The organism is Rheinheimera texasensis, from assembly GCF_964031785.1.
GTDB classification, from domain to species: Bacteria; Pseudomonadota; Gammaproteobacteria; order Enterobacterales; family Alteromonadaceae; genus Pararheinheimera; species Pararheinheimera texasensis_A.
The window spans coordinates 985,818-1,008,862 of sequence record NZ_CAXIRE010000021.1 but is presented as its reverse complement, the minus strand read 5'-3'; the positions used below and the strand labels follow the sequence as shown (position 1 = coordinate 1,008,862).

The 23,045-nt window shown below is 52.5% G+C and carries 21 protein-coding genes; 6 read left to right on the top strand and 15 right to left on the bottom strand.

The genetic code is table 11. From position 1 onward, the window contains the following. From rlmH to ABNT34_RS16000, 8 genes are all read right to left on the bottom strand, one after another. Positions 1 to 471: a 23S rRNA (pseudouridine(1915)-N(3))-methyltransferase RlmH gene (rlmH, locus tag ABNT34_RS16035; protein ID WP_348733406.1), complete on the bottom strand. Its 471-nt coding sequence runs from the start codon at positions 469 to 471 to the stop codon at positions 1 to 3. Positions 472 to 474: 3 nt separating this feature from the next. Further along, positions 475 to 798 carry a ribosome silencing factor gene (rsfS, locus tag ABNT34_RS16030; RefSeq protein ID WP_348733404.1) on the bottom strand — a complete coding sequence of 108 codons (324 nt, stop codon included), beginning with the start codon at positions 796 to 798 and terminating at the stop codon, positions 475 to 477. Positions 799 to 890: 92 nt separating this feature from the next. After that, on the bottom strand, positions 891 to 1,523 hold the full coding sequence (gene nadD, locus ABNT34_RS16025; protein ID WP_348733402.1) for a nicotinate-nucleotide adenylyltransferase: 633 nt from the start codon (positions 1,521 to 1,523) through the stop codon (positions 891 to 893). 3 nt (positions 1,524 to 1,526) lie between these two features. Continuing rightward, positions 1,527 to 2,567 (bottom strand): DNA polymerase III subunit delta, encoded by a 1,041-nt coding sequence (holA, locus tag ABNT34_RS16020; RefSeq protein WP_348733400.1) that lies wholly within the window; start codon positions 2,565 to 2,567, stop codon positions 1,527 to 1,529. Positions 2,568 to 2,570: 3 nt separating this feature from the next. Next, complete coding sequence (gene lptE / locus ABNT34_RS16015) at positions 2,571 to 3,056, bottom strand: LPS assembly lipoprotein LptE (RefSeq protein WP_348733398.1); 486 nt, start codon at positions 3,054 to 3,056, stop codon at positions 2,571 to 2,573. Continuing rightward, entirely contained in the window at positions 3,056 to 5,683 is a 2,628-nt protein-coding gene (gene leuS, locus ABNT34_RS16010) for a leucine--tRNA ligase (RefSeq protein WP_348733396.1), read from the bottom strand. The genes lptE and leuS overlap by 1 nt, the downstream gene beginning before the upstream one ends. Before the next feature lie 150 nt (positions 5,684 to 5,833). Further along, positions 5,834 to 7,039 carry a serine hydrolase gene (locus ABNT34_RS16005; protein WP_348733394.1) on the bottom strand — a complete coding sequence of 402 codons (1,206 nt, stop codon included), beginning with the start codon at positions 7,037 to 7,039 and terminating at the stop codon, positions 5,834 to 5,836. Positions 7,040 to 7,182: 143 nt separating this feature from the next. Beyond that, positions 7,183 to 10,056, bottom strand: a complete 2,874-nt coding sequence (locus tag ABNT34_RS16000) for a TonB-dependent receptor (RefSeq protein ID WP_348733392.1) — start codon at positions 10,054 to 10,056, stop codon at positions 7,183 to 7,185. A 337-nt stretch (positions 10,057 to 10,393) separates the two neighbouring features. Here ABNT34_RS16000 and ABNT34_RS15995 point away from each other — a divergent pair, with 337 nt between their 5' ends. The 5 genes from ABNT34_RS15995 to ABNT34_RS15975 all read left to right on the top strand — a co-directional run bounded on the left by ABNT34_RS15995 (position 10,394) and on the right by ABNT34_RS15975 (position 15,013). Then, the gene (locus tag ABNT34_RS15995) at positions 10,394 to 10,846 is read left to right on the top strand and encodes a hypothetical protein (protein ID WP_348733390.1); all 453 of its coding nucleotides are present in this window, start codon (positions 10,394 to 10,396) and stop codon (positions 10,844 to 10,846) included. Between the two features lie 92 nt (positions 10,847 to 10,938). Then, positions 10,939 to 13,359 carry an AAA family ATPase gene (locus ABNT34_RS15990; protein ID WP_348733388.1) on the top strand — a complete coding sequence of 807 codons (2,421 nt, stop codon included), beginning with the start codon at positions 10,939 to 10,941 and terminating at the stop codon, positions 13,357 to 13,359. Continuing rightward, complete coding sequence (locus ABNT34_RS15985) at positions 13,360 to 14,001, top strand: DUF2959 domain-containing protein (RefSeq protein WP_348733386.1); 642 nt, start codon at positions 13,360 to 13,362, stop codon at positions 13,999 to 14,001. 23 nt (positions 14,002 to 14,024) lie between these two features. After that, positions 14,025 to 14,348, top strand: coding sequence for a hypothetical protein (locus tag ABNT34_RS15980; protein WP_348733384.1), 324 nt, complete (start codon positions 14,025 to 14,027; stop codon positions 14,346 to 14,348). 134 nt (positions 14,349 to 14,482) lie between these two features. Next, positions 14,483 to 15,013 carry a cytochrome b gene (locus ABNT34_RS15975; protein WP_348733382.1) on the top strand — a complete coding sequence of 177 codons (531 nt, stop codon included), beginning with the start codon at positions 14,483 to 14,485 and terminating at the stop codon, positions 15,011 to 15,013. A gap of 75 nt (positions 15,014 to 15,088) precedes the next feature. On the opposite strand, the gene ABNT34_RS15970 is transcribed toward ABNT34_RS15975, so the two are convergent. The 6 genes from ABNT34_RS15970 to miaB all read right to left on the bottom strand — a co-directional run bounded on the left by ABNT34_RS15970 (position 15,089) and on the right by miaB (position 21,528). Further along, positions 15,089 to 15,637 (bottom strand): glycine zipper 2TM domain-containing protein, encoded by a 549-nt coding sequence (locus ABNT34_RS15970; protein ID WP_348733380.1) that lies wholly within the window; start codon positions 15,635 to 15,637, stop codon positions 15,089 to 15,091. Positions 15,638 to 15,761: 124 nt separating this feature from the next. Beyond that, complete coding sequence (gene lnt / locus ABNT34_RS15965) at positions 15,762 to 17,453, bottom strand: apolipoprotein N-acyltransferase (protein ID WP_348733378.1); 1,692 nt, start codon at positions 17,451 to 17,453, stop codon at positions 15,762 to 15,764. Positions 17,454 to 17,519: 66 nt separating this feature from the next. Further along, positions 17,520 to 18,386 carry a transporter associated domain-containing protein gene (locus tag ABNT34_RS15960; RefSeq protein ID WP_348733377.1) on the bottom strand — a complete coding sequence of 289 codons (867 nt, stop codon included), beginning with the start codon at positions 18,384 to 18,386 and terminating at the stop codon, positions 17,520 to 17,522. 21 nt (positions 18,387 to 18,407) lie between these two features. Further along, on the bottom strand, positions 18,408 to 18,863 hold the full coding sequence (gene ybeY, locus ABNT34_RS15955; RefSeq protein ID WP_031566245.1) for an rRNA maturation RNase YbeY: 456 nt from the start codon (positions 18,861 to 18,863) through the stop codon (positions 18,408 to 18,410). Then, complete coding sequence (locus tag ABNT34_RS15950) at positions 18,864 to 20,006, bottom strand: PhoH family protein (protein WP_348733375.1); 1,143 nt, start codon at positions 20,004 to 20,006, stop codon at positions 18,864 to 18,866. 73 nt (positions 20,007 to 20,079) lie between these two features. After that, positions 20,080 to 21,528, bottom strand: a complete 1,449-nt coding sequence (gene miaB / locus ABNT34_RS15945) for a tRNA (N6-isopentenyl adenosine(37)-C2)-methylthiotransferase MiaB (protein ID WP_348733373.1) — start codon at positions 21,526 to 21,528, stop codon at positions 20,080 to 20,082. 204 nt (positions 21,529 to 21,732) lie between these two features. On the opposite strand from miaB, the gene ABNT34_RS15940 reads away from it, so the two are divergent. Then, a complete protein-coding gene (locus tag ABNT34_RS15940) occupies positions 21,733 to 22,140 on the top strand; it encodes a phosphate ABC transporter substrate-binding protein (RefSeq protein WP_348733371.1) in 408 nt (135 codons plus the stop codon). A 33-nt stretch (positions 22,141 to 22,173) separates the two neighbouring features. Here the strand turns inward: ABNT34_RS15940 and ABNT34_RS15935 are convergent, their stop codons facing one another. Further along, positions 22,174 to 23,028 (bottom strand): DMT family transporter, encoded by an 855-nt coding sequence (locus tag ABNT34_RS15935; RefSeq protein ID WP_348733369.1) that lies wholly within the window; start codon positions 23,026 to 23,028, stop codon positions 22,174 to 22,176. Positions 23,029 to 23,045 lie beyond the last annotated feature (17 nt).

The following is a 23,045-nucleotide window of genomic DNA, read 5'->3' as shown; positions in this document are numbered from 1 at the left end:
TTACTCGCGATGATAAGGATGGTTGGTGCTGATACTCCAGGCGCGGTACAGGCTTTCTGCCAGCACCACGCGCACCAGCGGATGCGGTAAGGTTAAGGCCGACAATGACCATTTGCCTTCGCTGGCGGCGATGCACGCCGGCGCCAGGCCTTCTGGTCCACCGACGAACAAACAGACGTCGCGGCCATCGAGTTGCCATTGCACCAGTTTTTGTGACAGTTGCGGGCTGGACCAATTGCCGCCTTCGACTTCCAGCGTGATGATGCGGGCGCCTTTGGGCACAGCGGCCAGCATTTTTTCGCCTTCGATATCCAGAATACGTTTGATGTCGGCGTTTTTGCCGCGTTTGCCGGCCGGGATTTCAATCAGTTCAAACGGCATATCACGCGGAAAACGTCGGGCATATTCTTCAAAGCCGGTGGTGACCCAGCCCGGCATTTTGGTGCCTACGGCGATTAAAATCAGTTTCATCGTTCAGGCCGCCCAGAGTTTTTCCAGCTGATAAAACTGCCGGCTTTCTTCCTGCATCACATGCACAACCACGTCGCCAAGGTCGATCAGTACCCATTCTGCACTGCGATCGCCTTCGGTACCGATAATATGCAGGCCGGCTTTACGGGCTTCGCTGATAAGATACCCGGCGACAGCGCGGGTGTGGCGGTTGGACGTGCCGGAGCAAATCACCATAAATTCGGTTTCCGAGGATTTGCCTTTGACATCTAACTGGATGATGTCGCGGCCTTTCATATCGTCGAGTTTATCCACGACAAAAGCGGCTAGTTGTTCGCTGTGCACCATGCGGGTCCTTCAATCACAATGGCTGCATGTTAACAGTTTCTGCCGCGCAAGCCAAAGTCGGAAAAGGCCTAATGTCAGGATTTCCGCTGATTTCAGCGCCGATACAGACCATGCCGCTGGATATAGGCCTGCACCGCCGGAATTTGCTGCGCTGGCGCGGCCTCGCCACTGCGGATAGCGGTGGCGGAAACATCCACAGGCGGGTTTTGCAGCAGCAGAATGTGGCCATGCTTTGCTTCTCGTAAAGCGGTGAAGGACGGACAGCCAAATTGCTGCAGAAGCCCAGGCGCATCACCGGAAGCGGCGCTGTAGCCGGGTCTTTGCAATACCAGCAGATGACAGAGCGCCAGAATATCCGGCCAGCGATGCCAGCGGGTGAAATAACACAACGAGTCCATACCGATGACAAAACACAGAATGTCCGCTGGATATTGCTGTTTCAGTTCAGTCAGGGTATCGACGGTGTAAGACGGCGTGTCGCGCTTTAGTTCCAGCAGGTTCAGCTGCAGCTGGGGATAAGGTGCTATCGCTAAGCGAACCATCTCAGCGCGATGGGCGCTGCTGCTCGGAGAATCGCGGTGCGGTGGCAAATGACAGGGCAACAGGTCGAGGCTATCGAGCTGACAAGCCTGTTGCACATAAAGCGCCGATAACAAATGGCCCTGATGGATAGGGTCAAAAGTGCCGCCATAAAAGCCACGTAGTAGGGGCGTAGCCGCTGCCATCGGTTAATCTCCGGCGACCAGCTGCTGCAAAGCAAAAACTTTGGGTACAGGTTTGATAAACAAAGTCACCAGGTGCGCCAGTGCAGTTTCCGGATGGCTTAACTGACCAGATTTAAAACTGCGGTCAAACACCTGCAGTTCCTGCAACAAAAAATGTAACCAGTTTGGCGATAACCGCAGCAACGCCTGCTGATAGAGGGGCTGGCGTTTGGGCCAGATGCCGTGTTTTTTATAAAGCTCGTCGCCGACCTGACCGGCTTGTTGCAGCGCTAATAAAGTCGTGGCTTCTTTTTGCAGCTGCCAGGCGATGATCACAGGTTCAGTGTCCTGTTGTAACAGCCGGTCGAGCCGGTGCAGCGCTTCTTCGCCCTGGCCGGCCAATAAAGCGTCCACCAGCTGAAACACGGTAAAATGTGATTGGTCTGCCAGATATTGCTGCAAAAAAGCGCCATCCAGCCACTGACCAGGCGCAGTCAGTGCCAGCTTTTCCAGTTCTTGCCGTGCCGCCAGTAAGTTACCGGCGGCATGATGTTGCAACAGCTGCAAGGCGTCGGTTTGTAATTTCAGGCCAAGCTGCTGCGCGCGATCTTTCAGCCAGCGCATAAACTGCTGGTCATCAAGCGGGTAAAACTGCACCTGTACGCCTTGCTCAGACAGCGTTTTAAACCAGCTGGTTTTGCTGAATTCACCGCTGTTGCGCGCCGCGTGTAATACCAGGCAGACATCTGGGTGCAGCATCGGCGGGATTTTTTTCAGCTGGTCTTGTTGGGCCGGGGTGATTTTGCTGGTGCCAAGGTCAAGTTCAATCAGCTTGCGGTCGGAAAACAACGACAGGCTGTTAAATTCGCCAAACAGGCTGTCCCAGTCAAGCTGCGCTTCGAGCAGATAACTTTGCCGCTCGGTAAAACCCTGGACGCGTGCCGCAGCGCGGATCTCATCGAGGCTTTCCAGTTTTTGTAAGGGTTCTTCACCAAATACCAGATAAACCGGTGCCAGCTGTTTTTTTAAGCTGGCGCCCAGTTGATTGGCATAGAGTTTCAGCATGGCTTAGAGCCGGCCGAATTGACGGATAATACGGGCAACGGCCTGCGAGCGCAGTTCGGTCAGCATCAGGTCCAGCTCTTTTGATTTCGCCAGTGCGCGGGACGGGTCGTCCTGATAATCGCGGTACAGTTCAATCTGGTAAGGGCGAGGCTCTTGTCCAGGCAATACCAGCTGATAGTTGACCTTGTAAATCAATTCGTATTCGGCGACCTGACCATTCGGGAACAACGACAAAGTGCGACGCTGCAGGCTGTCTGAATCCAGCACAAAAATGGCAGATTTGGCATCGGAGCTATCCAGCAATTTGACCTGATTGCGCTCTAATTGCGCACCCAGTTGCTGCAACAGCTCAGAGTGTTTGTCGCCTTGCAGATATACCGCCGGATATTTTTCCAGCGGTAAAGACCCCCGCAGCTGAAAACCGCAACCGCTGAGCAGCAGGCTCAGCAGCAGCGGTAACAGCAGGGCAGACAGGCGCAGGGCGCGCATCAGCCGACCACCAGACTCAGCAGTTTACCCGGCACGTACACGACTTTTTTCAGCTCGACGCCTTCCAGATAACGCTGAACGTTTTCTTCGGCTTTGGCGAGCGCCAGCACGTCGTCCTGGGTCGCATCAATAGCCACTGTGACTTTGCTGCGCACTTTACCGTTGATTTGCACCACCACCAGCTTGGCATCTTCGACCAGCGCAGATTCATCCACCACAGGCCAGCCGCTACGCTCCAGTTCAGTGGCGTAGCCCAGCGCTTTCCACAGATATTGTGATAAGTGCGGCGTGATCGGGTTCAGCAGTTGCAGTACGGCAATAATGGCTTCGCCGAGCACCGCTTTATCCTGCGCGGTTTCAACTGGCGCTTTTTGCAGCTTGTTCATCAGCTCCATAATGGCGGCGACAGCGGTGTTGAAGGTATAACGCCGGCCGATGTCGTCAGTCACCTTGGCGATAGTTTTATGCAGTTCACGGCGCAGCGCTTTTTGGTCGGCGTTTAATGCCGCTTTGTCGACAGTTTCCACCTGGCCAAAGGTGCTAAATTCATTGACCAAAGTCCAGACGCGGCGCAGGAAACGCAGCGCACCTTCAACGGCAGAATCCTGCCATTCCAGCGTTTGCTCTGGTGGTGAGGTGAACATCATAAACAAACGCACAGTGTCAGCGCCGTATTGGTCGATGACTGTTTGTGGGTCTATGCCGTTGTTTTTTGACTTCGACATTTTGCTCATACCGGCCGATTCAACTTTCTGGCCGTCGGATTTGAGCACTGCACCAATAATACGGCCTTTGTCGTCACGCTCTACAGCGACATCTTGTGGCGAGAACCAGGTTTTGCTGCCGCCTTCGTTGTCACGGTAGAAAGTTTCAGCTAACACCATACCCTGACATAACAGGCGTTTAAACGGCTCGTCTGACTGCACCAGACCGACGTCACGCATCAGCTTGTGGAAAAAGCGTGAGTACAACAAATGCAGGATGGCGTGTTCAATCCCACCGATGTATTGGTCGACCGGCAGCCAGTAGTTGGCTTTGGCCGGGTCCAGCATCATCTCGGTGTTATCCGGGCTGCAGTAACGGGCGTAATACCAGCTGGATTCCATAAAGGTGTCAAAAGTGTCCGTTTCATGGAAAGCGGCTTTGCCTTGATAAGTGGTTTTCGCCCACTCAACGTCGGCTTTGATTGGCGATTTGACGCCATCCATCACCACATCTTCCGGCAAGCGTACCGGCAGCTGGTCGGCAGGCACCGGCACTTGCGTGCCGTCTTCCAGCGTCAGCACCGGGATTGGCGCGCCCCAATAACGTTGGCGCGACACGCCCCAGTCACGTAAGCGGTAATTGACCTTCACCTTGCCAACGCCTTTTTCGACCAGCTTGTCGGAAATAGCTTTAAAAGCTGCTGCGAAATCCAGACCGTCAAATTCGCCGGAATTAATTAACACGCCTTTTTCAGTAAAGGCGGCTTTGCCTAAATCCACCACTGATTCAGAACCGGCAGCTGGCGCGACCACTTGTTTGATTTTCAGGCCGTATTTGGTGGCGAATTCATAGTCGCGCTGGTCATGGCCAGGGACTGCCATTACTGCGCCTGAGCCGTAGTCCATCAACACAAAGTTGGCGACAAAAATCGGCACCTGTTCACCGGTCAGCGGGTGCACGGCGAAGAAACCGGTCGGATGACCTTTTTTCTCCATCGTCGCCATGTCGGCTTCAGCCACTTTGTTGCCTTTACAATCTTCGATAAAGGCAGCCAGCTTGTCGTCCAGCTTGGCGGCTTTTTGCGCCAGCGGGTGCTGCGGCGCAATAGCAACATAAGTCACACCAAATAAGGTGTCAGGCCGGGTGGTGTAAATAGTGAAATCGTAGCTGGAACCACCCAGGCTGAACTTGATTTCGACGCCTTCTGAGCGGCCAATCCAGTTGCGCTGCATGGTTTTGACCTGCTCTGGCCATTCGTCCAGCTGGTCTAAGTCATTGAGTAATTCTTCAGCGTAATCAGTGATTTTGATAAACCACTGGGCTAACTCACGCTGTTCGACCAAAGCGCCTGAACGCCAGCCGCGGCCGTCGATGACCTGCTCGTTCGCCAGCACACACTGGTCCACCGGGTCCCAGTTGACGGTTGCCATTTTTTTGTAGACCAGGCCTTTTTCAAACAGCTTGGTGAAGAACCATTGTTCCCACTTGTAATATTCTGGTTTGCAGGTGGCGATTTCGCGGTCCCAGTCATAACCAAAACCTAAGCGTTTCAGCTGGTTTTTCATGTAGTCGATATTGGCGTAAGTCCATTTGGCCGGCGCTGTTTTATTGGCAATGGCGGCGTTTTCAGCCGGCAGACCAAAAGCATCCCAGCCCATTGGCTGCATCACGTTTTTGCCTTGCATGCGCTGGAAGCGGCTGATCACATCGCCAATGGTGTAGTTACGCACATGGCCCATGTGCAGGCGGCCGCTTGGGTAAGGAAACATCGACAGACAGTAGTATTTTTCTTTGCCTGGCTCTTCAGTCACCTTAAAGGCGTTAGAGTCGGCCCAGTGCTGTTGTAAGGCGGTTTCAATCAGGCGCGGCTCATACGCGGCGGTGGCGGCTGGTGCCTGAGTGCTTTGTTCTGGTGCTTGCATGCGAAGGATCTCAACAGATAAATATCACGAGGGATATTGGCAAAAAAATAAAAGCAATTTGCCGCTAGGATAACGCATTCAGGCCTGTGGCAACAACTGCCACGAAGGCCTGAAAGGGTAGCAAACTGTGCTTTTGCCAATCAACACGGATTATTTGCCAGCCGGCAGTGCTGCCAGCACTTTGCCAACCAGTTCATTCAGTTCAGTGCCGTTACCAATCCAGCGGGTGACTATTAATAAGTCATGTTGTTTATCCAGATAAATTACGTTGCGACCAGCGCCTTCAAAGGTGATGGCGGAAGCGGGCGCTGCCGGCAGTGCTTTTTGGTCAGTATTTAAAAACCAGTTAGCAAAACCATATTGGGCATTGGCCGGGCCGCCGGTGCTTGCCTGCTGAATAAACTCGGGTCTTATCAGTTGCTTGCCGTTCCAGTTGCCGTCTTGTAAAAACAGATAACCAAAGCGGGCTAAGTCCCAGGCGTTGATAAACATGCCACCGCCCCAGTGGCCGCCACCAGACACTGACTGCACCTTTTGGCCGTCCAGTTCTATCCAGCTGTTGTCATAACCAACCCAGCGCCAGGTCGACGACGCACCAATAGGCCGCATAATCTGTTCGTTTAATACTTGTGGCAGCGGTTTGCGCCAGACATATAAAGTCGACAGTGCCAGCAGGTTCATCCGCACATCATTGTATTTGTAATAAGTCCCAGGTGTGTGCAGTGGCCGGTTCGGCCAGTCGGCCGGGGTTTTGCCTTCCGGCCGGTCGGCCCAGTCGGGTTTGCCCCACAAAGTGCCTTGCCAGTCGCTGCTTTGGCGTAATAAATGTTCCCAGCGGATTTGGCTGTTATGTTCGCCCTGATACAAATCAACGCCAGGGGGCATATAAGGCGCGACTTTGTCGTTGAGGTTTTGAATAAGCCCCTGCTGCCAGGCAAGACCAGTCACTGTGGTTAAAAAAGTTTTGCTGATGCTGTGGGTCATATCGACTTTATCGACATCACCCCAGCGCGCGATGACTTTGCCCTGATACACAATCAAACCATTTGCCGCGGCGCGCACACTCATAGGCCCGATGATTTGGTCATAGGGCTCTTTAGCGCCAAAAGTAGTGGCCTGCACCAGCGCCTGATCTTTCGGCGCTTTGTTTTCGCTGGCAATGGCATAGTCCACCGCCTGCTGTAATAAAGTGGCATTCACCTGCAAACTTTGCGGTGTGGCTTCAGCCCATTGGCCGGCTGGCGGGAAATAAGTGTTGGCTGCAACTGGCAATGCAGCGTTCAACAGCAACAAAAGCAGCGTCACTGAGCGGCATTTCAGCTGGCTTTTAGGATGGCTAATAAAATGAAGTTGCATGCGCCTGGCTCCTGACTAAAACCAGCAGCATGTCGGTGTTGGTCCACTCGGGCAACCCGGCTGCGACCAATGCAGCAAATTGACAGGCGAAAAAAAGGAGAGGCAAGCCTCTCCTTTAGATAGGGACTGAATCCAGCGGGGTATTAGAACTTGTAGTTCACGCCCAGCGTCAGACGACGACCCAGAATGTCATAGTGCTCACCTGAGTTATAGGTATTTGGGTTACGCACTGGTTGACGGTCGGCCAGGTTCAGTACGCCGGCACGCACTTGCAGCTCTGGCGTCAGGTTATATTTACCTGTTAAATCCCAGGCAATATAAGAGCCGATGTCGTTGAAGTTATTCACTTCAGGTGTCCAGGAGTTGCGATCCCAGACTGAGCTGTGGATATAAGTAGCGCCTAACACCAGCGACAAATCTTCGTAGCTGTAGTTGGCGTTAAAACGGCCTTTCCAGCGGAATGTGTCATAAGTGCCCGCATACTTGCGGTCATCACCAGCACGACCTGTAGTGTTTTGATCCCATTTCTCGGTATAAGTGGCGATTAAACGCAGGTCTAATGCACCGTAACCGTTCAGGTCAAACTTATAGTTGGTCTCGATATCGTAACCAGCCAGTTCCGCAGATGCCGAGTTCACCGGCTTCACGAAGTAGTTGGTGATATCACGGGTCACAGCGTCACGGGTAAACAGTGAACAATACGGGTTATCCAGGCTGTCTAACTGATAACAGAAGTTCACCACGTTTTGCGCCGTGTGGCTTTCGATCATGTCAGCAATTTTGAATGACCAGTAGTCGACAGTCAGGCTGAAACCATCCAGGTAAGACGGCGTATAGATAAAGCCGGCAGTGATGTCGTAGGCGCGTTCGCTGTTCAGATCAGTGTTACCAATGATGAAACCTGGTTTAGTGCCGCCATTGACCCAGGCCGGAGTTGGTGACCAGCCTTGTGGCATGCCATCCGCGCGGCAGTTTTTCTCGACGTTGGCTTTATATACACCAGCGCTGTCAATGCGCAGTTGCTGGCATGGATCTGTCAGCGAACTGAAGGTCTGGCCTGGCGGGTTGTACAATTCACCAATGTTCGGTGCCCGCACTGACTTCGAGCGGTTTAAACGCAGTTTCAGGTCGTCATTGATGGTGTAGTTCAGACTGATTTTCCAGGCATTTTCGCTGCCGGTGGTGCTGTAGTCCATGGCGCGGAATGCTGTTTCCAGCGTCAGGTCTTTGACATAAGCCAGGTCAGCCAATAACGGGATCGAGAATTCAGCAGAAGCTTCGCGCACTGAGAATTCACCGGACAATGGTGACGACTGGTTGTTAAATAAAGCACCTGAACGCATGGCCGGATCTGGCAGTGATGATGAACGTTCTTTACGGTATTCAGCACTAAAAGCAGAGCTGACAATACCGGCTGGCAGTTCATAAATATCACCGGTCACCGTGAAACCAGCAACATCCTGATCCAGCGTCGCATCACGCATCGCATCAGTGCGGACCCAATCCAGCGCCGCTTGCGAAGCCATCCCCGAACCGTAAATATTCAGTGGCACACAACCTTGCGCACGCATCGCGGTATCTTTACAGACGATATTGCCATTGCCATCACGGGTGGCCTGGATCGCCGCATAGAAACGGTCTTCCAGCATTTCACCAAACCATTTTGAGTTGGCATCAACATGGCCTTTCTGGGCGTAAGCTTCATAGCCCCAGGTGTCTGTTAACAGACCTTCCAGACCAATAGCAGCGCGCGCCAGCGTCCGGTTCTGGTCGTATTTACGGTTGCCGAAAATATCGGCCAGGTAAGTGTTCTGAATCGATGACGTGACTTTATTGTCAGCAAAGAACTTGCGTGCGCTGTCGGTCAGCATCGGGTTCAGTGGGTCAATACCATTGGCGCCGCTTAACACGAAAAATGCCGGCGAGCTTTCACCAAAGGCTTTGGTGTTGGAATAAGTTGATTCGAAAGTGAACCGGTGATCATCGTTAATTTGATAACCGTAGTTCATATTCAGGTTGATACGTTCCAGCGGGGTACGCAGATAGGTATGGTCCAGCGTGTTATAACCATCACCTGGTGCGCCGTCGGCTGACAAATAACGGCTGTTGTTGGTACTGCCCGCCACAAATGGATAAGCGGTGCCGCCGTTCATATCAAATGGACGCACTGAGCCGTCATTGGCGAATACGTAGTTTTTACCGCCGACCGCGAAAGTACCGGTTTTGCCGTAGTTGGTCAGAATTGGGTTACCGGTTTTTTCCCACAGGATACGTCCCGGGATGCCGTCAGTACCTGTCTTATTGTCAGGGTTGTCGATCATGATCAGGCCATCACGGATAAAATCACGCTGGCTGCCGCGGATCTGCGACTGTTCTGAGTAGGTCAGGTTGGCAATAAAATCAGATTTGCCTTCGCTGTTACCAAAAGTCAGGCTGTAAAAGTCTTCTTCACCGCCATCTTGCTGTGGCCGGCTGGTTGCTACGTCGACTTCAAAACCGTTAAAGGATTTTTTCGTGATGATGTTCACCACACCAGCAACGGCGTCGGAACCATAAACTGCAGATGCGCCACCGGTTGAAACTTCGATCCGCTCAACCATCGCTGTTGGGATGTTGTTCAGGTCGACCGCACTATTGCCTGGGTTCGAGCCAACAAAACGACGGCCGTTTACCAACACCAGGGTACGGTTCGTGCCAAGACCACGCAGCGCCGTGTTATTCAGGCCTGAAGCGAAAATGGTGTTGTTGGTGGTTTCCGGTGACAGACCTGTCACCGCGTTTGGCATATCGTTCAGCAGCTCACCCACGTTGGTGACACCAGCGTCAACGATGGAGTCGCCGGTAATGACGGTGACCGGTGTTGGCGACAATTCGCCAATCCGTTTGATTTTTGAACCTGTGACTTCGATACGTTCTACTTTGTCGTCGGTCTTGGTTTCCTGAGCCTGTGCCTGGCTAACCAGACCCAGACTTAAAGCGATTTGTACTGCAATCGCCAGTTTATTATTTTGGTACATCCTGGAATTCCTCTTAGTGACTTGTTCGCTGCAACACCCTTCACGTCATGATCGCAGGGAGAAAGGTTGTTTTCATAAAATGGGTACGGGTGCTGCAGCGCGCACAAACTAATCAGTCGGGATTTTTGGCACAATCAAATTGCGATGACTTCACAGAAAAACCACATTGATGGGCATAATCGGTACAATAAATATACAAAATACATACGGCTGCTTTGTCTTGCGGTAGCAGTCCATGGTGGCAGCCTTAACCAGCAGCTTTGACTGACAACGGAGGGGTAGAGTGGGAAGTCCGGCGCTATACTGAGACCAACAGTCCCGCGTCTATGAGGTGCTTATGCCTGAGTTGCTACACAAATACCGGCAATGGTTACAGCAGCTGGAATCATCGCTGCAGAGCCATCTGGACCCGGCCGTCAGGCCCGTCGTCGAAGTGGCGGACACGCTGGCAGCTTATCTGAAGGCTGGCCGTGACCTGACCGCTTATGAGTCCCAGCTATTTATCGAAACCTTTTTTCGCCAGCAACAGCAGCCGCAACCGCCGTCGATCTGGCCTGAAACTTTATGGCAGGCTCTGGCGCAGGTTACTGACAAAACCCAGGTGGAATGGCAGGAGCTGGAGCAGGATTTGTCGCATCAGGGCTTGTATTTACAGGGCGAAACGGTGGGGATGGGGCTTTATGTCTGCCGGCAATGCGGCGAGGCGCTGCATTACAATCATCCGGCTGAACTGTTGCCATGCCCGGCCTGCGGTGGGGGGCATTTTTTACGCCGTGGCCTGCCGGTCTGAATGCGTTTCTGCAGAGTTTTGCACAGATAAATTTTTCGGCAGGCTGCTGATTTTGTTAGTATGCCTGTATCCGTAGTGAAGGAATTTCTGGCATGACGCAAATTGCAGTAAACAAAGCTGCCGAGGCAAAACTTCAGGCACTGGCCCTACAGGCGGCGCAGCTGTCCCCGCAGCTGGATGAAGCGCAAATCAAAGATGCGCTGGATGTTGCCGGCTACAGCAGTACTTTTATCGGTCAGGACCGCGCTAAAGCAGCACTGGGCTTTGCTATCGGCATGGATATGCCGGGTTATAACCTCTATGTGATGGGTGAGCCGGCGCTCGGGCGTTTCACCTTAGTGCAGGATATTCTGCAGCAAGCCGCCAGCGAAAAAGAAACACCGGATGACTGGTGTTATTTAAATAATTTTGATGATGAGCGCACGCCGCAAACCTTACGGCTATTGCCGGGGGAAGGCCGGGTGCTGGTGAAAAAACTCGAAGCGCTCATCGACGAGTTGCTCGACACTTTCCCGGCTGCTTTTGATAACCCCGGTTATCAGCGCCGCAAAAAAGCCATTCACGCCGCCTTTGATAACAAATACGAAGCCGCGATTGCGCTGGTCGAGCGCAAAGCGCTGGAAAAACAAGTGGTGCTGTATGAAGAAAATGGCGCTGTCAGTTTTTCACCGGTGGTGGACGGCAAACCGCTGGATGATGCTGAGTTTGCCAACCTCGCAGATGACAAACGGCAATTTTTCTACGAGCTGGTCAGTGAACTTGAAACCATCCTGAACGAGCAGTTGCTGGAACTGCCGCAATGGAAACGTGAACTGTCAGAGAACTTACGTACGCTGCGCCGCGAAACTATCGAACAGGCCATCAAGCCGCTGCTCAAACAGCTGGAACATGATTACGCCACTGAATTGGGTATCTTGCGTTATTTACGTGAAATGCGGCCTGAGCTGGTCAAAGCCGTGCTGGAATTATTGCCAGAGGAACTTGAAAGCGACAAAGCCGAAGAGCTGGATATCCGCGGTATTTTTATCAATGATTTTGTGCCGAACGTGCTGGTGCATCATGAATCTATGTCCGGCGCACCTATTGTGTTTGAAGCCAACCCCAGCTACGGCAATATTTTTGGCCGGGTGGAGTACAGTTCAGCGCAAGGTTCTTTGTATACCAACTACCGGATGATCCGCGCCGGCGCGTTGCATAAAGCCAATGGCGGTTATCTGATCCTCGATGCTGACCGCTTGCTGACACAACCGCAGGTGTGGGATGCGCTGAAGCTTGCCCTGAAAGCGGGCGAAGTGTCGATTGATACCTTAAGCGAACATGCGGTCACTAACTCCACCATTATCACACCCAAAGCCATTCCGCTCAGTGTCAAAATTGTGCTGCTCGGTTCGCGTGATTTGTATTATCTGGTGCAGGATGTGGACGACGAATTTAACGAACTGTTTCGCGTGCTGGCCGATTTTGAGAATTATCTGCCACTGAACGACCAGACCATTAAATATATGTCGCTGCAGCTGCAGGACCAAATTCAGCAACTAGAAGCAGGGCCGCTGACTGTCTGTGGCCTCAAGCAGCTGTTGTTATTCAGTTTCCGCCAGGCTGAGCATCAGAAGAAGTTATCCGCCCGCTTTGCCGATGTGCTGGAACTGGTGCGTGAAGCCTGTTTTTATGCCAATCAGGCCGGCGACACTGAACTGACTGGCGCTCATGTACAGCAGGCGCTCGCTGGCAAACAATACCGTACCGGCCGCATCAGCGAATCCTTCCTCGAAGACATTCAGGAAGGCCAGATTTTGATTGATTCTGACGGCTGGGCTGTCGGTAAAATCAACGGCCTGACGGTGCTGGAAATTGGCGATACTGCGTTCGGTACGCCGGCGCGCATCAGTGCCACTGTCTATCCGGGTTCCAGCGGTGTGACCGATATCGAACGTGAAGTGGAACTGGGCAAAGCCATTCACTCCAAAGGCGTGATGTTGCTGACCGGGTATCTGGGCGCTAAATATGCCCAGCAATTTCCGCTGACGCTGTCGGCCAATATTGCCATGGAGCAGTCTTATGGCCTGATTGATGGCGACAGCGCGTCGCTCGCCGAAGTGCTGGCGCTGATTTCTGCCATCTGCGGTGTGCCGCTGCGCCAGGATCTGGCTATCACCGGCTCCATCAACCAACATGGTCAGGTGCAGGCCATTGGCGGCGTCAATGAAAAAATCGAAGGCTTTTTTAAGTTATGCCAGTCGCGTGGCCTGACCGGCCAACAAGGTGTCGTGATCCCGGCCAGCAATTTATTGCACCTGGTGCTGCATCAGGAAGTCATTTCGGCAGTGGCTGCCGGGCAGTTCCATATCTACACCGTGCGCACTGTGGATGAAGCGCTGGAGCTGCTGACTGGTCTGTGCGCTGGCGAGCGCAATCACAAAGGCCAATACCCGAAAAAAACCTTAAACGCGCTGACGATGCAAAAACTGGCTGCCATTGCTGAACTGGTCAATGGCGGCGCTGAGGAAGAATAAATGTTAAAAAAAGTGGTACTGCTGGCGGGCTTGCTGGCATTAAGTGGTTGTTCGACGGCCTATTATGCGGCGATGGAAAAAGTCGGCATTCATAAACGCGACATCCTGATTGACCGGGTTGAAGAGGCGCGTGACGCGCAAATTGAGGGCCAGCAGGAATTTAAAGATGCGCTCGATCAGTTGTCCCAGCTGATTGGTTTTCATGGCGGCGATCTGCAAGGCCGCTATGAAGCGCTGAATAGCCAATACGAAGACAGTAAAAAAGCGGCGGCTGAAGTCAGTGCCCGCATCAACAAAGTCGAGTTGGTGGCTTTTGATCTGTTCAACGAATGGGATGATGAATTAAAGCAATATCAGAACAAAAAACTGCGCGCCGAGAGCAAACAAAAGCTGCTTGATACCAAACGCCAGTTTGATGCACTGGTTAAAGTGATGCGCCGCGCCGAGAGTAAAATGCCACCAGTGTTGCGGGTATTGCAGGATAATGTATTGTATTTAAAACATAATCTGAATGCGAAAGCGGTAGGGGCCATCTCGGGTGAATTTTCTGTGTTACAGCAGGATGTGGACCGGCTGGTGCTGGATATGAACCGGGCTATTGCCGATTCGAATCAGTTTATTGCCACTATCAAACAGCAATAATACTTGCAGAACAAGGACTGGGCATGACACAAAAAGCAGTTGTTGAAGCGATTTACCGGCTGGAACCAGGCTGTCTGGGGCCGGACGGCGCGCAATATATCACTGAGTTTTGCCAGTTTGCCCAGCCATTGGTCAGTAGTCATGCCCCGGTATTTATGCAATGGGTACTGACCCCAAGATTTGATAAGTCTTTGCCTGAATTACAGTTTTCGCTGGGTGGCCGGCTATTAAGCGAAGCACAGGCTGAGCGCTTGTGCAGCAGCTATCAGACCGACGCCGACACGCTGGTCGAAGAGTTAAATCATCACCTGATGTTGCTGATTGACCAGTATTTTGGTCGCTGGTAGCAGACTTCAGAAAGCCTTCAGTTTTTTCAGGTAGATTTTTCAGACAGCTTTTTTAAATAGCTTTGTGCTAACGCAAAGTCAGTGTGAAAAAACTGACGCATGCTGTTGTTTGTCACTTTTTACGGAGCGAATCGATGAGTAATTCCCGTTATTCTTTACCGACTATTGCACTGCACTGGTTAACTTTTCTGCTTATTATTGCCGTCTACGTCACGATGGAATTTCGTAGCAGCTTTGAGCGCGGCAGCCCGGAGCGTGAACTGATGAAAACTGTGCATTATATGCTGGGCCTGACCGTATTATTGCTGACCGTCGCCCGCATCTGGTTCCGCAGCCGTCAGCCCTATCCGGCGATCGAGCCACAACCGCCGGTCTGGCAGCACAAACTGGCGGCATTAGTGCATCTGGCGCTCTACGCAATGCTGATCGGCTTGCCATTGTTGGGGTGGTTGATTTTATCGGCCGAAGGCAAAGTGATCCCATTCTGGGGGTTGGAATTGCCGGCGCTGATCGCGCCAAATGAGGAACTTGCCGGCAGCTTTGAAGACTTACATGAATTGATTGCAGACGCCGGTTATGCGCTGATTGGTATTCATGCCTTAGCGGCGATTTATCATCATCATATCGTCAAAGACAATACGTTATTGCGGATGAAACGGAAGTAAGAAAAAGCAGCGCTGTGGTCTTTAGTATATAAACACTGTTGATGACCAGAGCGCTGCCGGGAACTGCAAAAACTGTTATGAGCTGGCGGGTTCTACCGCCATCAGCTTGCCATCCTGTAATAACATCCGGCCTGTGGGTTTTTGGCTCACTTGCGTGGTTTTCAGCTCGCCATCGTGCAGATAACGCACTTCATAACCGATAGTTTTCTCGACGGTCTTTTGCACCGTTTTGCACACTTGCTGTTCCTGATAGCTGACATCTTTACGCTGCATGTCTTCCTGCACTTGTTTACCGGCATAACCACCAGCCGCAGCACCAGCCACTGTCGCTAGCTTTTTACCGGAACCGCCACCAACCTGATTACCCAACACGCCGCCAACCACTGCACCAATCACAGTACCGGCAATTTCGTGCTGGTCTTCAACCGGGGCGGTTTTAGCGATTTTTTTGGTGGTGCATTGTTGTTGTGGTTCGGTACTGGTTTCGGTCAGGGCTTTGCTGCCGACGATCTCAACCCACTGTGGCTGGCTGTCTTTTTGGCTGTTGTAATTGGTGGCTACTGCGCCTAATGCGGTAATAGCGGCAGCGCCTAACATAGACCCAATCATCATCATCTTGCTCATAGTATTCTCCGAAAAGTCCGACTGACTTGGCCGCAGACTAACCGGCTGAAACTGGATGGAAGCTGAATAAAACAAGAAGCCGCTAATTTAGCGGCTTCATTGGTCCATGTGCTGGCGATGAGGCTCAGAAATGCGGTTCGATGCGGTCTTTTGGTGCTGTAGTTGCCTCAGACTGATCTGCCGCAACTGTGGCCTCAGCCGTTTTGACCGAAACGTCCACTGTCGCTGTGGGGGCTACGGATTGAGTTGGTGCTTTGCTGCTAGCACTGGCTTGCAGCTGACGCTGGCGCCAGAACCACAGTGCCGCTGCGAACAGGCACAGCAGGTACAGCGGCCAGTCGCCCAGTAAACTATAGAGCGTGCGGCCTTGCGTTAACGGCACATCCAGCGTCAGCACACCATCCTGAAATTGCGGCAGCTGGCCTAAGACCTTGCCGTCAGCGTCAATCGCCGCTGTCACACCATTGTTGGTGGCGCGCAGCAGTGGCCGGCCAAATTCCAGTGCACGCATTCTGGCAATTTCCAGATGCTGCCATGGACCGTGCGAATCACCAAACCAGGCGTCATTACTGACGGTCAGTAATAAGTCGGTGTCAGCGCTGAAATTGGCGCGGATTTGGCGCGGAAAAGCGATTTCAAAACACAACGCCGCCAGCAGCTGATAACCCTTGGCCTGCAGATTCGGTTGTTGCCACTCGCCCCGGGCGAAAGAGCTGTTGGGTAAATCAAAGAACGGTGCGATATCCCGCAGCAGCCGCTCAAAAGGTACAAATTCGCCAATCGGCAGCAGGTGATGTTTCTGATAGCGGTTGTGGGTTTCATAATGATAAATCTGACTTTTCACGCCGGTATCGCCAAGTACAATCATGCCGTTGTAGGCATCGCCGTTGCGTTTTACATCCAGAATGCCACTGATGACGGCAGACTGATTTTCTGCTGCCAGCATATCGAGGTTAAACAGATAAGCCTGGGCATCCGGTTCCAGCTGCGGGATAGCCGCTTCCGGCCAAATCACTAACCGGTTGGCGAGTTGTGGCCGCGTCAGTTGCATGTACTTTTTCATTGTCGGCAGTTCTTGCTCTGGTGCCCAGCGCAGTTCCTGACGGATATTGCCCTGTACCAGCGCGACACTGGCCTCTGCACCCGTTGGCTGCCAGCCTTTTAATCCAGTAAGCAATGGCGCCAGTGCCAGCAATAACACGGCAACGGCGAGCTGGGCCTGGTCGCTGCGTTGAAGCAGGTTGTTTGGATTGTCGGGCGGATTCAAACTACTGCGTTTGCGTGACAGGCGAAAAAAAGCAGCAAAGCTGCCGGCCGCGAATAACAGGATAAAAGTGATACCGGTTTCACCAATAAGTGGGGCGTAACTGCTGAGCCAGCCATCGGTCTGGCTGTAGCCCACTGATAACCATGGAAAACCAGTAAAGAGCCAGGAGCGCAGATTTTCGGCAAAGGTCCAGCAAATAGCCAGCAGCAATGGCCAAAAGCTGGCTTGGCCTTTGGCCAGGCGTGCCGCCAGATAAGCAGCCAGCGCCGGAAACAACGACAGATAAGCTACCAGCAGCGCCATAATGCCGAGACTGGCAATCAGCGGCATGCCGCCAAAAGTGGCGATACTGACATGCACCCAGCTGACGCCAAGGCCAAACCAGCCAAGGCCATAACAATACGCCAGCCAGGCGGCCTGCGCCGGGCTTTGGCTCTGACGCAGTGCCACCGCCAGAATGGTCAGGGTCAGCAGCGGCAGCGCATGCCAGTCATAAGGCGCAAAAGCAAAGGTATTGAGGAGACCTGCGCCGATGAGCAGCAGGCTCATCAGCCCGGTCCGGGCAGAGATTCTGAATTGCACTGAATTTATCCTGCGGCGCCAGCGCGGCTGCCGTTATTCATCATTGGTACTGTCGGTTTTGGGTTTAATTACTTGTAGCTGCACCAGCCGGCGGCTATTGGCTTTATTGACTTTAAACGTCAGACCGCCGAGGTTGATACTTTCGCCTTTCACCGGCATATGGCCAAAGGCGTGCAGCACAATACCGCCGATGGTGCTGGCTTCTGCCTCATCAAAACCGGTGGCAAAAGCTTCGTTAAATTCATCCAGTGGCGTCAAGGCACTGACTAAATACACATGACTGCCGAGTTTGCGGATGTCTGAACCTTCCACTTCGTCATGCTCGTCGTCAATTTCACCGACGATTTGCTCGAGGATATCTTCAATAGTGATAAGACCCGACACGCCACCATATTCGTCGACGACGATGGCCATATGATAACGCTGCTGGCGAAAGTCTTTCAGCAGTGCATCAACTCTTTTACTTTCCGGAATAATCACCGCCGGGCGCAGTAAATCGCGCAATTGCCATTCGGTCTGCGGTTTTAACGCGTATTGCAGGATGTCTTTGACAATCAGAATGCCTTCGATGTGGTCTTTGTCTTCATTGACCACCGGATAACGGCTGTGATTGTTTTCGAGCAAAATTGGCAGATATTCTTCCAGCGGCTGGTCGATATCAATAGTGGCCATTTGTGAGCGCGGCACCATGATGTCGCGGGCGCGCATTTTGGAGATCGCCAACACCCCCTGCAACATGCCTTTGGTGTCGGTGTCGATAAGCAGCCTGGTGTTGGCCTCAGTAATAATGGCTTCTAAATCAGTCAGGTCTTGGGGTTCTGCAGTAAAAATCGCGGCAATGCGTTCTAACCAGGATTTCGCGGCAGAACCGCGACCCGAGTGTGGATTGTCGTCACTCATGACTTCAGATCAGCTCCATGTTCAGTCAATCAGATAAGGATTGGGAAAACCAAGGTCGTGCAGGATTTGGATCTCTTCGGCTTCCATTTCCTCGGCATCAGCTTCATTTATATGGTCAAAGCCCAGCAAATGCAAGCTGCCATGCACTACCATATGCGCCCAATGCGCCTGCAGTGTCTTACCTTGTTCGGCTGCTTCACGCGCCACGACTTGGGCACAAATCACTAAATCACCGAGCAGTGGCAATTCAATGCCGGGCGGGCACTGAAACGGAAAACTCAGCACGTTAGTTGGTTTGTCTTTTTCCCGATAATCAAAGTTCAACTGCTGACTTTCCGCTTCATCAACAATCCGGATGGTCACTTCCGCATCGGCCTGAAAAGGTGTTACTGCGGCGTCCAGCACCCGTTGCAGTTCGGCTTCGGTTGGTAAATCGGTCGCCGTGCTGGCTTGCTGTAAATCCAGAATAATCGCCATTTATACCTCTTTTGTGCGCCGGCGCGTTGGTTTGGCGGCAGAGACTGTCGGCGTTTCAGCGGTTGTTTCCGCGTTTTGCTGCAGCTGGACTTGCGATGTCGCTAAGGCCTGTTCGGCGGCGCGCGCTGCAGCTTTGGCTTCTGCCGCTGCTTTTTCGTGTGCTTCATAGGCCATGACAATTTTTTGCACGACCGGATGGCGCACCACGTCTTTGGCGGTGAAATAATTAAAACTGAGCGCATCGACCTGCGATAACACATCAATGGCGTGCTTCAGGCCAGAATATTGACCACGTGGCAAATCGACCTGGGTCACGTCACCGGTGATCACCGCTTTAGAATTAAAACCAATCCGGGTCAGGAACATTTTCATCTGTTCGACCGTGGTGTTCTGGCTTTCATCGAGAATGATAAAGGCGTCGCTTAAGGTGCGGCCACGCATAAAGGCCAGCGGCGCGATTTCGATGGTGCCACGTTCTAAGTATTTTTCGACCTTTTCAAAACCGAGCATATCAAACAAAGCGTCGTATAAAGGCCGCAGGTAAGGGTCGACTTTTTGCGTCAGGTCGCCGGGTAAAAAGCCTAGCTTTTCACCGGCTTCGACGGCAGGGCGGGTCAGCACAATACGCCGGACTTGCTGTTTTTCAAGCGCATCGACGGCGCAGGCCACCGCCAGATAAGTTTTGCCGGTACCGGCCGGGCCAATACCAAAAGTCACATCATGGGTCAGCACATTGGCAACATAGCGGCTTTGATTGGCATTGCGGCCTTTAATCAACCCTTTTTTGGTTTTAATGCTGACTTCCTGCGTGCCGGCATCGACGCTGACCAGCGAACTTGGGTTTTCAATGCTGCTAAGCGCCAGATGCACCTGTTCCGGGGTCAGCGGCTGTAATTTACCGGCCGCAGTGACGGTATCCAGATATAAACTTTCCAATAACTGGCGCACCAATGGCAGTTGTTCCGTCAGGCCGAGTAAACGGAATTTGTCTTCGCGGTTTTGAATTTGTACGCGGAAACGGCGCTCAATCTGGTGCAGGTGGTCATCAAAAGGCCCACATAACAGCGCGAGGCGTTGATGATCGGCCGGGGATAAGTTGAATTCGAGGCTACTGATTGGGTTGTCCAAATGTCCTTCTCTCATCAGATAAAACAAGTCCGGCAGAAAACCGGACTTGCTGGGGAAAACTCAAGACTGCCGCATTTATGCCTTTGGATCAAGGCTGATAAGTGGCCACACCTAAGGCATCCGGCGCGATATCCGGCGCCGTATCCGGCTTTTGCTGGCGCGCCATAATCTGTTGCGGCGATATTTCACGGCGCAGTCCCATTTCGGCTTCAGTACGAACCACGACACCTTTCAGTGAGTTGGTGAATACATCGGTAATGCGCACGTCGACAAATTGGCCAATCATATCAGGCGTACCTTCGAAATTCACCACCCGGTTGTTTTCGGTCCGGCCGGTCAGTTCCATCAAATCTTTTTTCGACGGGCCTTCAACCAGAATGCGTTGTTCAGTGCCGAGCATGCCACGGGCGATTTGCAACGATTGCTGATTGATGCGGTCCTGCAGAATATACAAACGCTGTTTTTTCTCTTCTTCCGGCACGTCATCCGGCAGATCGGCCGCTGGCGTGCCCGGCCGCGCGCTGTAAATAAAGCTGAAGCTCATATCAAAACCGATGCTGCTGATGAGCTCCATGGTCTGGGCAAAATCTTCAGCAGTTTCACCCGGGAAGCCAATGATAAAGTCAGACGACATCGAAAGATTAGGCCGGATCTTTTTCAGTTTGCGGATCTTGGCTTTGTATTCCAGCGCAGTGTGATTGCGTTTCATCAACGTTAGAATGCGGTCGGCGCCGCTTTGCACCGGCAAATGCAGGTGATCAACCAGTTCCGGTATGTCGCGGTAAACTTCGATAATATCGTCGGTAAATTCCACCGGATGTGAGGTGGTGTAACGAATGCGGTCGATGCCGTCGATGGCAGCAACTAAACGCAATAATTCGGAGAAATGGCAGATTTGGCCGTCATGGGTTTCGCCGCGGTAGGCGTTGACGTTCTGACCCAGCAGGTTGACTTCACGCACGCCTTGCTCAGCGAGTTGGGCGATTTCCAGTAACACGTCATCCAGTGGACGGCTGACTTCTTCGCCGCGGGTGTAGGGCACCACACAGAAAGTACAGTATTTTGAACAGCCTTCCATAATAGACACAAAAGCGCTCGGGCCTTCGGCTTTAGGCTCTGGTAGACGGTCAAATTTTTCGATTTCAGGGAAAGAGACGTCAACGACGGGCGAGCGGTCGCCGCGCACGGCGTTGATCATTTCCGGCAGGCGATGCAGCGTTTGCGGACCAAACACGATGTCGACATAAGGCGCGCGTTCGCGGATGGCTGCACCTTCCTGCGAGGCAACACAACCGCCAACACCAATGATTAAGTTCGGGTTTTTCTTTTTCAGCGGACGCCAGCGGCCCAGTTGGTGGAAGACTTTTTCCTGGGCTTTTTCGCGGATAGAGCAAGTGTTTAACAAGATCACATCAGCATCTTCAGCTTCTTCAGTCAGGGTAAAGCCATGAGTGGCATCCAATAAGTCAGCCATTTTTGATGAATCGTATTCGTTCATCTGGCAGCCCCAGGTTTTGATGTGCAGCTTTTTACTCATGGTCAGAATTTGCCTGTAACAGTCGGACGGAAAAATGGCGCGTATTTTAACTGACACCCTGCGCAAGTACCAGTGTTGTGCAGCCAAATCCTGCAACGGCGTGGCCAAAACGGGTCAGTTTTGTAAATTTTGCTGTCAGTTCAATCGCTTCAGAATACTGGTCTACACTTGTGAAAAGTTGTAAAGCCAGAGCGGAGTGAATAAATGAAAAAAATCCTGTTGGTGCCACTGGCACTGTTAAGTCTGTCAGTGGCAGCAGAAATCGCTGTAGTCGTGCATCCTTCCAATGCTGCTGCGTTAAACCCCGAAGCGATAGCGCAGATTTATCTTGGTCGCAGCAAAAGCTTCCCGGACGGTAAAGCGGCCTTACCTTTAGGTCAGCCGGAGGGCAGTTCTACTACTGAAATGTTTAACCAGAAGGTGCTGAATAAATCCGGCAGTCAAATTAAAGCATATTGGTCCAAGCTGGTGTTCACCGGCAAAGGTACGCCGCCAAAAGAAATCAGCAGCGACGCTGAAATGCTCGAGTTGGTCAGCCAGAACCCCAGCGTGATTGGCTACATCGACAAGGCCGCCGTCACTGACAAAGTCAAAGTGCTGGCCACATTCTAATCAAAGGCGCATCGCAGCGACGCCACAGCAGCGCTAAATCAGGCGCTGCCGGCTGGTGACATAACCGGCGTAAAAGATAATCAGCACGCCGGCAAACCACGCCATCGTCACCGGTTCCTGCCAGAATAGGTAACCAAACAGACCGGCAAAGATCACACTGCTATAGGTCCACATGCCGATATCGCTGGCTGGTGCCAGCGCATAAGCCCGCGTCATTGCCATTTGGCCGGCCGCCGCCAACAGGCCCATGCCGGCAAAAGCCCACCAGGCGATAGCCGGTAGCGGATGCCAGTCAAAAGGCACTGGAATAAAAGAAATGATGGCGGTCAGCAACGAAAAATAAAACACAATACGGGCCGCCGGTTCTGTGTCGGACATATAGCGGATCGTGGTTTTAGTCACAGCCACCAGCACTGCCGAGAGTAATCCAATCGCCAGCATCAGCCAGTTGCCCGGGCCTTCGTTCAGCGGAATGGCAATAAACACGCCGATAAACCCGAGCAAAATGGCAAACAGCGTCAGTTTGCTTGGTCGTTCATTGAGCCAGAACCTGGCAATAATCGGCACGACAAAAGGCGACAGCAACAGCACCAGCATGGCCTGGGCCAGAGGTAACTGGCTGATGATATAGAAAAAACAATACATTGAGATGATGCCGGTGCTGGCCCGGCTTAAGTGCAGATACCAACGTTTGGTTTTGAGAATCTGCGCACCTTGCAGATAAATCCACGGCAGCATCACCAGCAAAGCAAAAAAATTGCGGAAAAACACCACCTGGACCTGACTTGCCGAATCACTGGTCAGTTTGACCAAAGCGCCAATGCCGGCAAAACAGGCTTCGGCCAGTAATAACAAGGCCGCAGCCAGATACAAACGGGAAACAGGCACCATCGACTCCGGTACAG

Bases quoted from the DNA above. Each gene is read 5' to 3' on its own strand.
- miaB (WP_348733373.1), bottom strand. From the start codon at position 21,528: ATGAGTAAAAAGCTGCACATCAAAACCTGGGGCTGCCAGATGAACGAA.
- ABNT34_RS15990 (WP_348733388.1), top strand. From the start codon at position 10,939: ATGACGCAAATTGCAGTAAACAAAGCTGCCGAGGCAAAACTTCAGGCA.
- ABNT34_RS15970 (WP_348733380.1), bottom strand. From the start codon at position 15,637: ATGAGCAAGATGATGATGATTGGGTCTATGTTAGGCGCTGCCGCTATT.
- ABNT34_RS15960 (WP_348733377.1), bottom strand. From the start codon at position 18,386: ATGAGTGACGACAATCCACACTCGGGTCGCGGTTCTGCCGCGAAATCC.
- ABNT34_RS15975 (WP_348733382.1), top strand. From the start codon at position 14,483: ATGAGTAATTCCCGTTATTCTTTACCGACTATTGCACTGCACTGGTTA.
- ABNT34_RS15985 (WP_348733386.1), top strand. From the start codon at position 13,360: ATGTTAAAAAAAGTGGTACTGCTGGCGGGCTTGCTGGCATTAAGTGGT.
- lptE (WP_348733398.1), bottom strand. From the start codon at position 3,056: ATGCGCGCCCTGCGCCTGTCTGCCCTGCTGTTACCGCTGCTGCTGAGC.
- holA (WP_348733400.1), bottom strand. From the start codon at position 2,567: ATGCTGAAACTCTATGCCAATCAACTGGGCGCCAGCTTAAAAAAACAG.
- ABNT34_RS16000 (WP_348733392.1), bottom strand. From the start codon at position 10,056: ATGTACCAAAATAATAAACTGGCGATTGCAGTACAAATCGCTTTAAGT.
- ABNT34_RS15940 (WP_348733371.1), top strand. From the start codon at position 21,733: ATGAAAAAAATCCTGTTGGTGCCACTGGCACTGTTAAGTCTGTCAGTG.
- ybeY (WP_031566245.1), bottom strand. From the start codon at position 18,863: ATGGCGATTATTCTGGATTTACAGCAAGCCAGCACGGCGACCGATTTA.
- rsfS (WP_348733404.1), bottom strand. From the start codon at position 798: ATGGTGCACAGCGAACAACTAGCCGCTTTTGTCGTGGATAAACTCGAC.
- leuS (WP_348733396.1), bottom strand. From the start codon at position 5,683: ATGCAAGCACCAGAACAAAGCACTCAGGCACCAGCCGCCACCGCCGCG.
- ABNT34_RS15950 (WP_348733375.1), bottom strand. From the start codon at position 20,006: ATGAGAGAAGGACATTTGGACAACCCAATCAGTAGCCTCGAATTCAAC.
- ABNT34_RS16005 (WP_348733394.1), bottom strand. From the start codon at position 7,039: ATGCAACTTCATTTTATTAGCCATCCTAAAAGCCAGCTGAAATGCCGC.
- nadD (WP_348733402.1), bottom strand. From the start codon at position 1,523: ATGGCAGCGGCTACGCCCCTACTACGTGGCTTTTATGGCGGCACTTTT.
- ABNT34_RS15995 (WP_348733390.1), top strand. From the start codon at position 10,394: ATGCCTGAGTTGCTACACAAATACCGGCAATGGTTACAGCAGCTGGAA.
- lnt (WP_348733378.1), bottom strand. From the start codon at position 17,453: ATGAGCCTGCTGCTCATCGGCGCAGGTCTCCTCAATACCTTTGCTTTT.
- ABNT34_RS15980 (WP_348733384.1), top strand. From the start codon at position 14,025: ATGACACAAAAAGCAGTTGTTGAAGCGATTTACCGGCTGGAACCAGGC.
- rlmH (WP_348733406.1), bottom strand. From the start codon at position 471: ATGAAACTGATTTTAATCGCCGTAGGCACCAAAATGCCGGGCTGGGTC.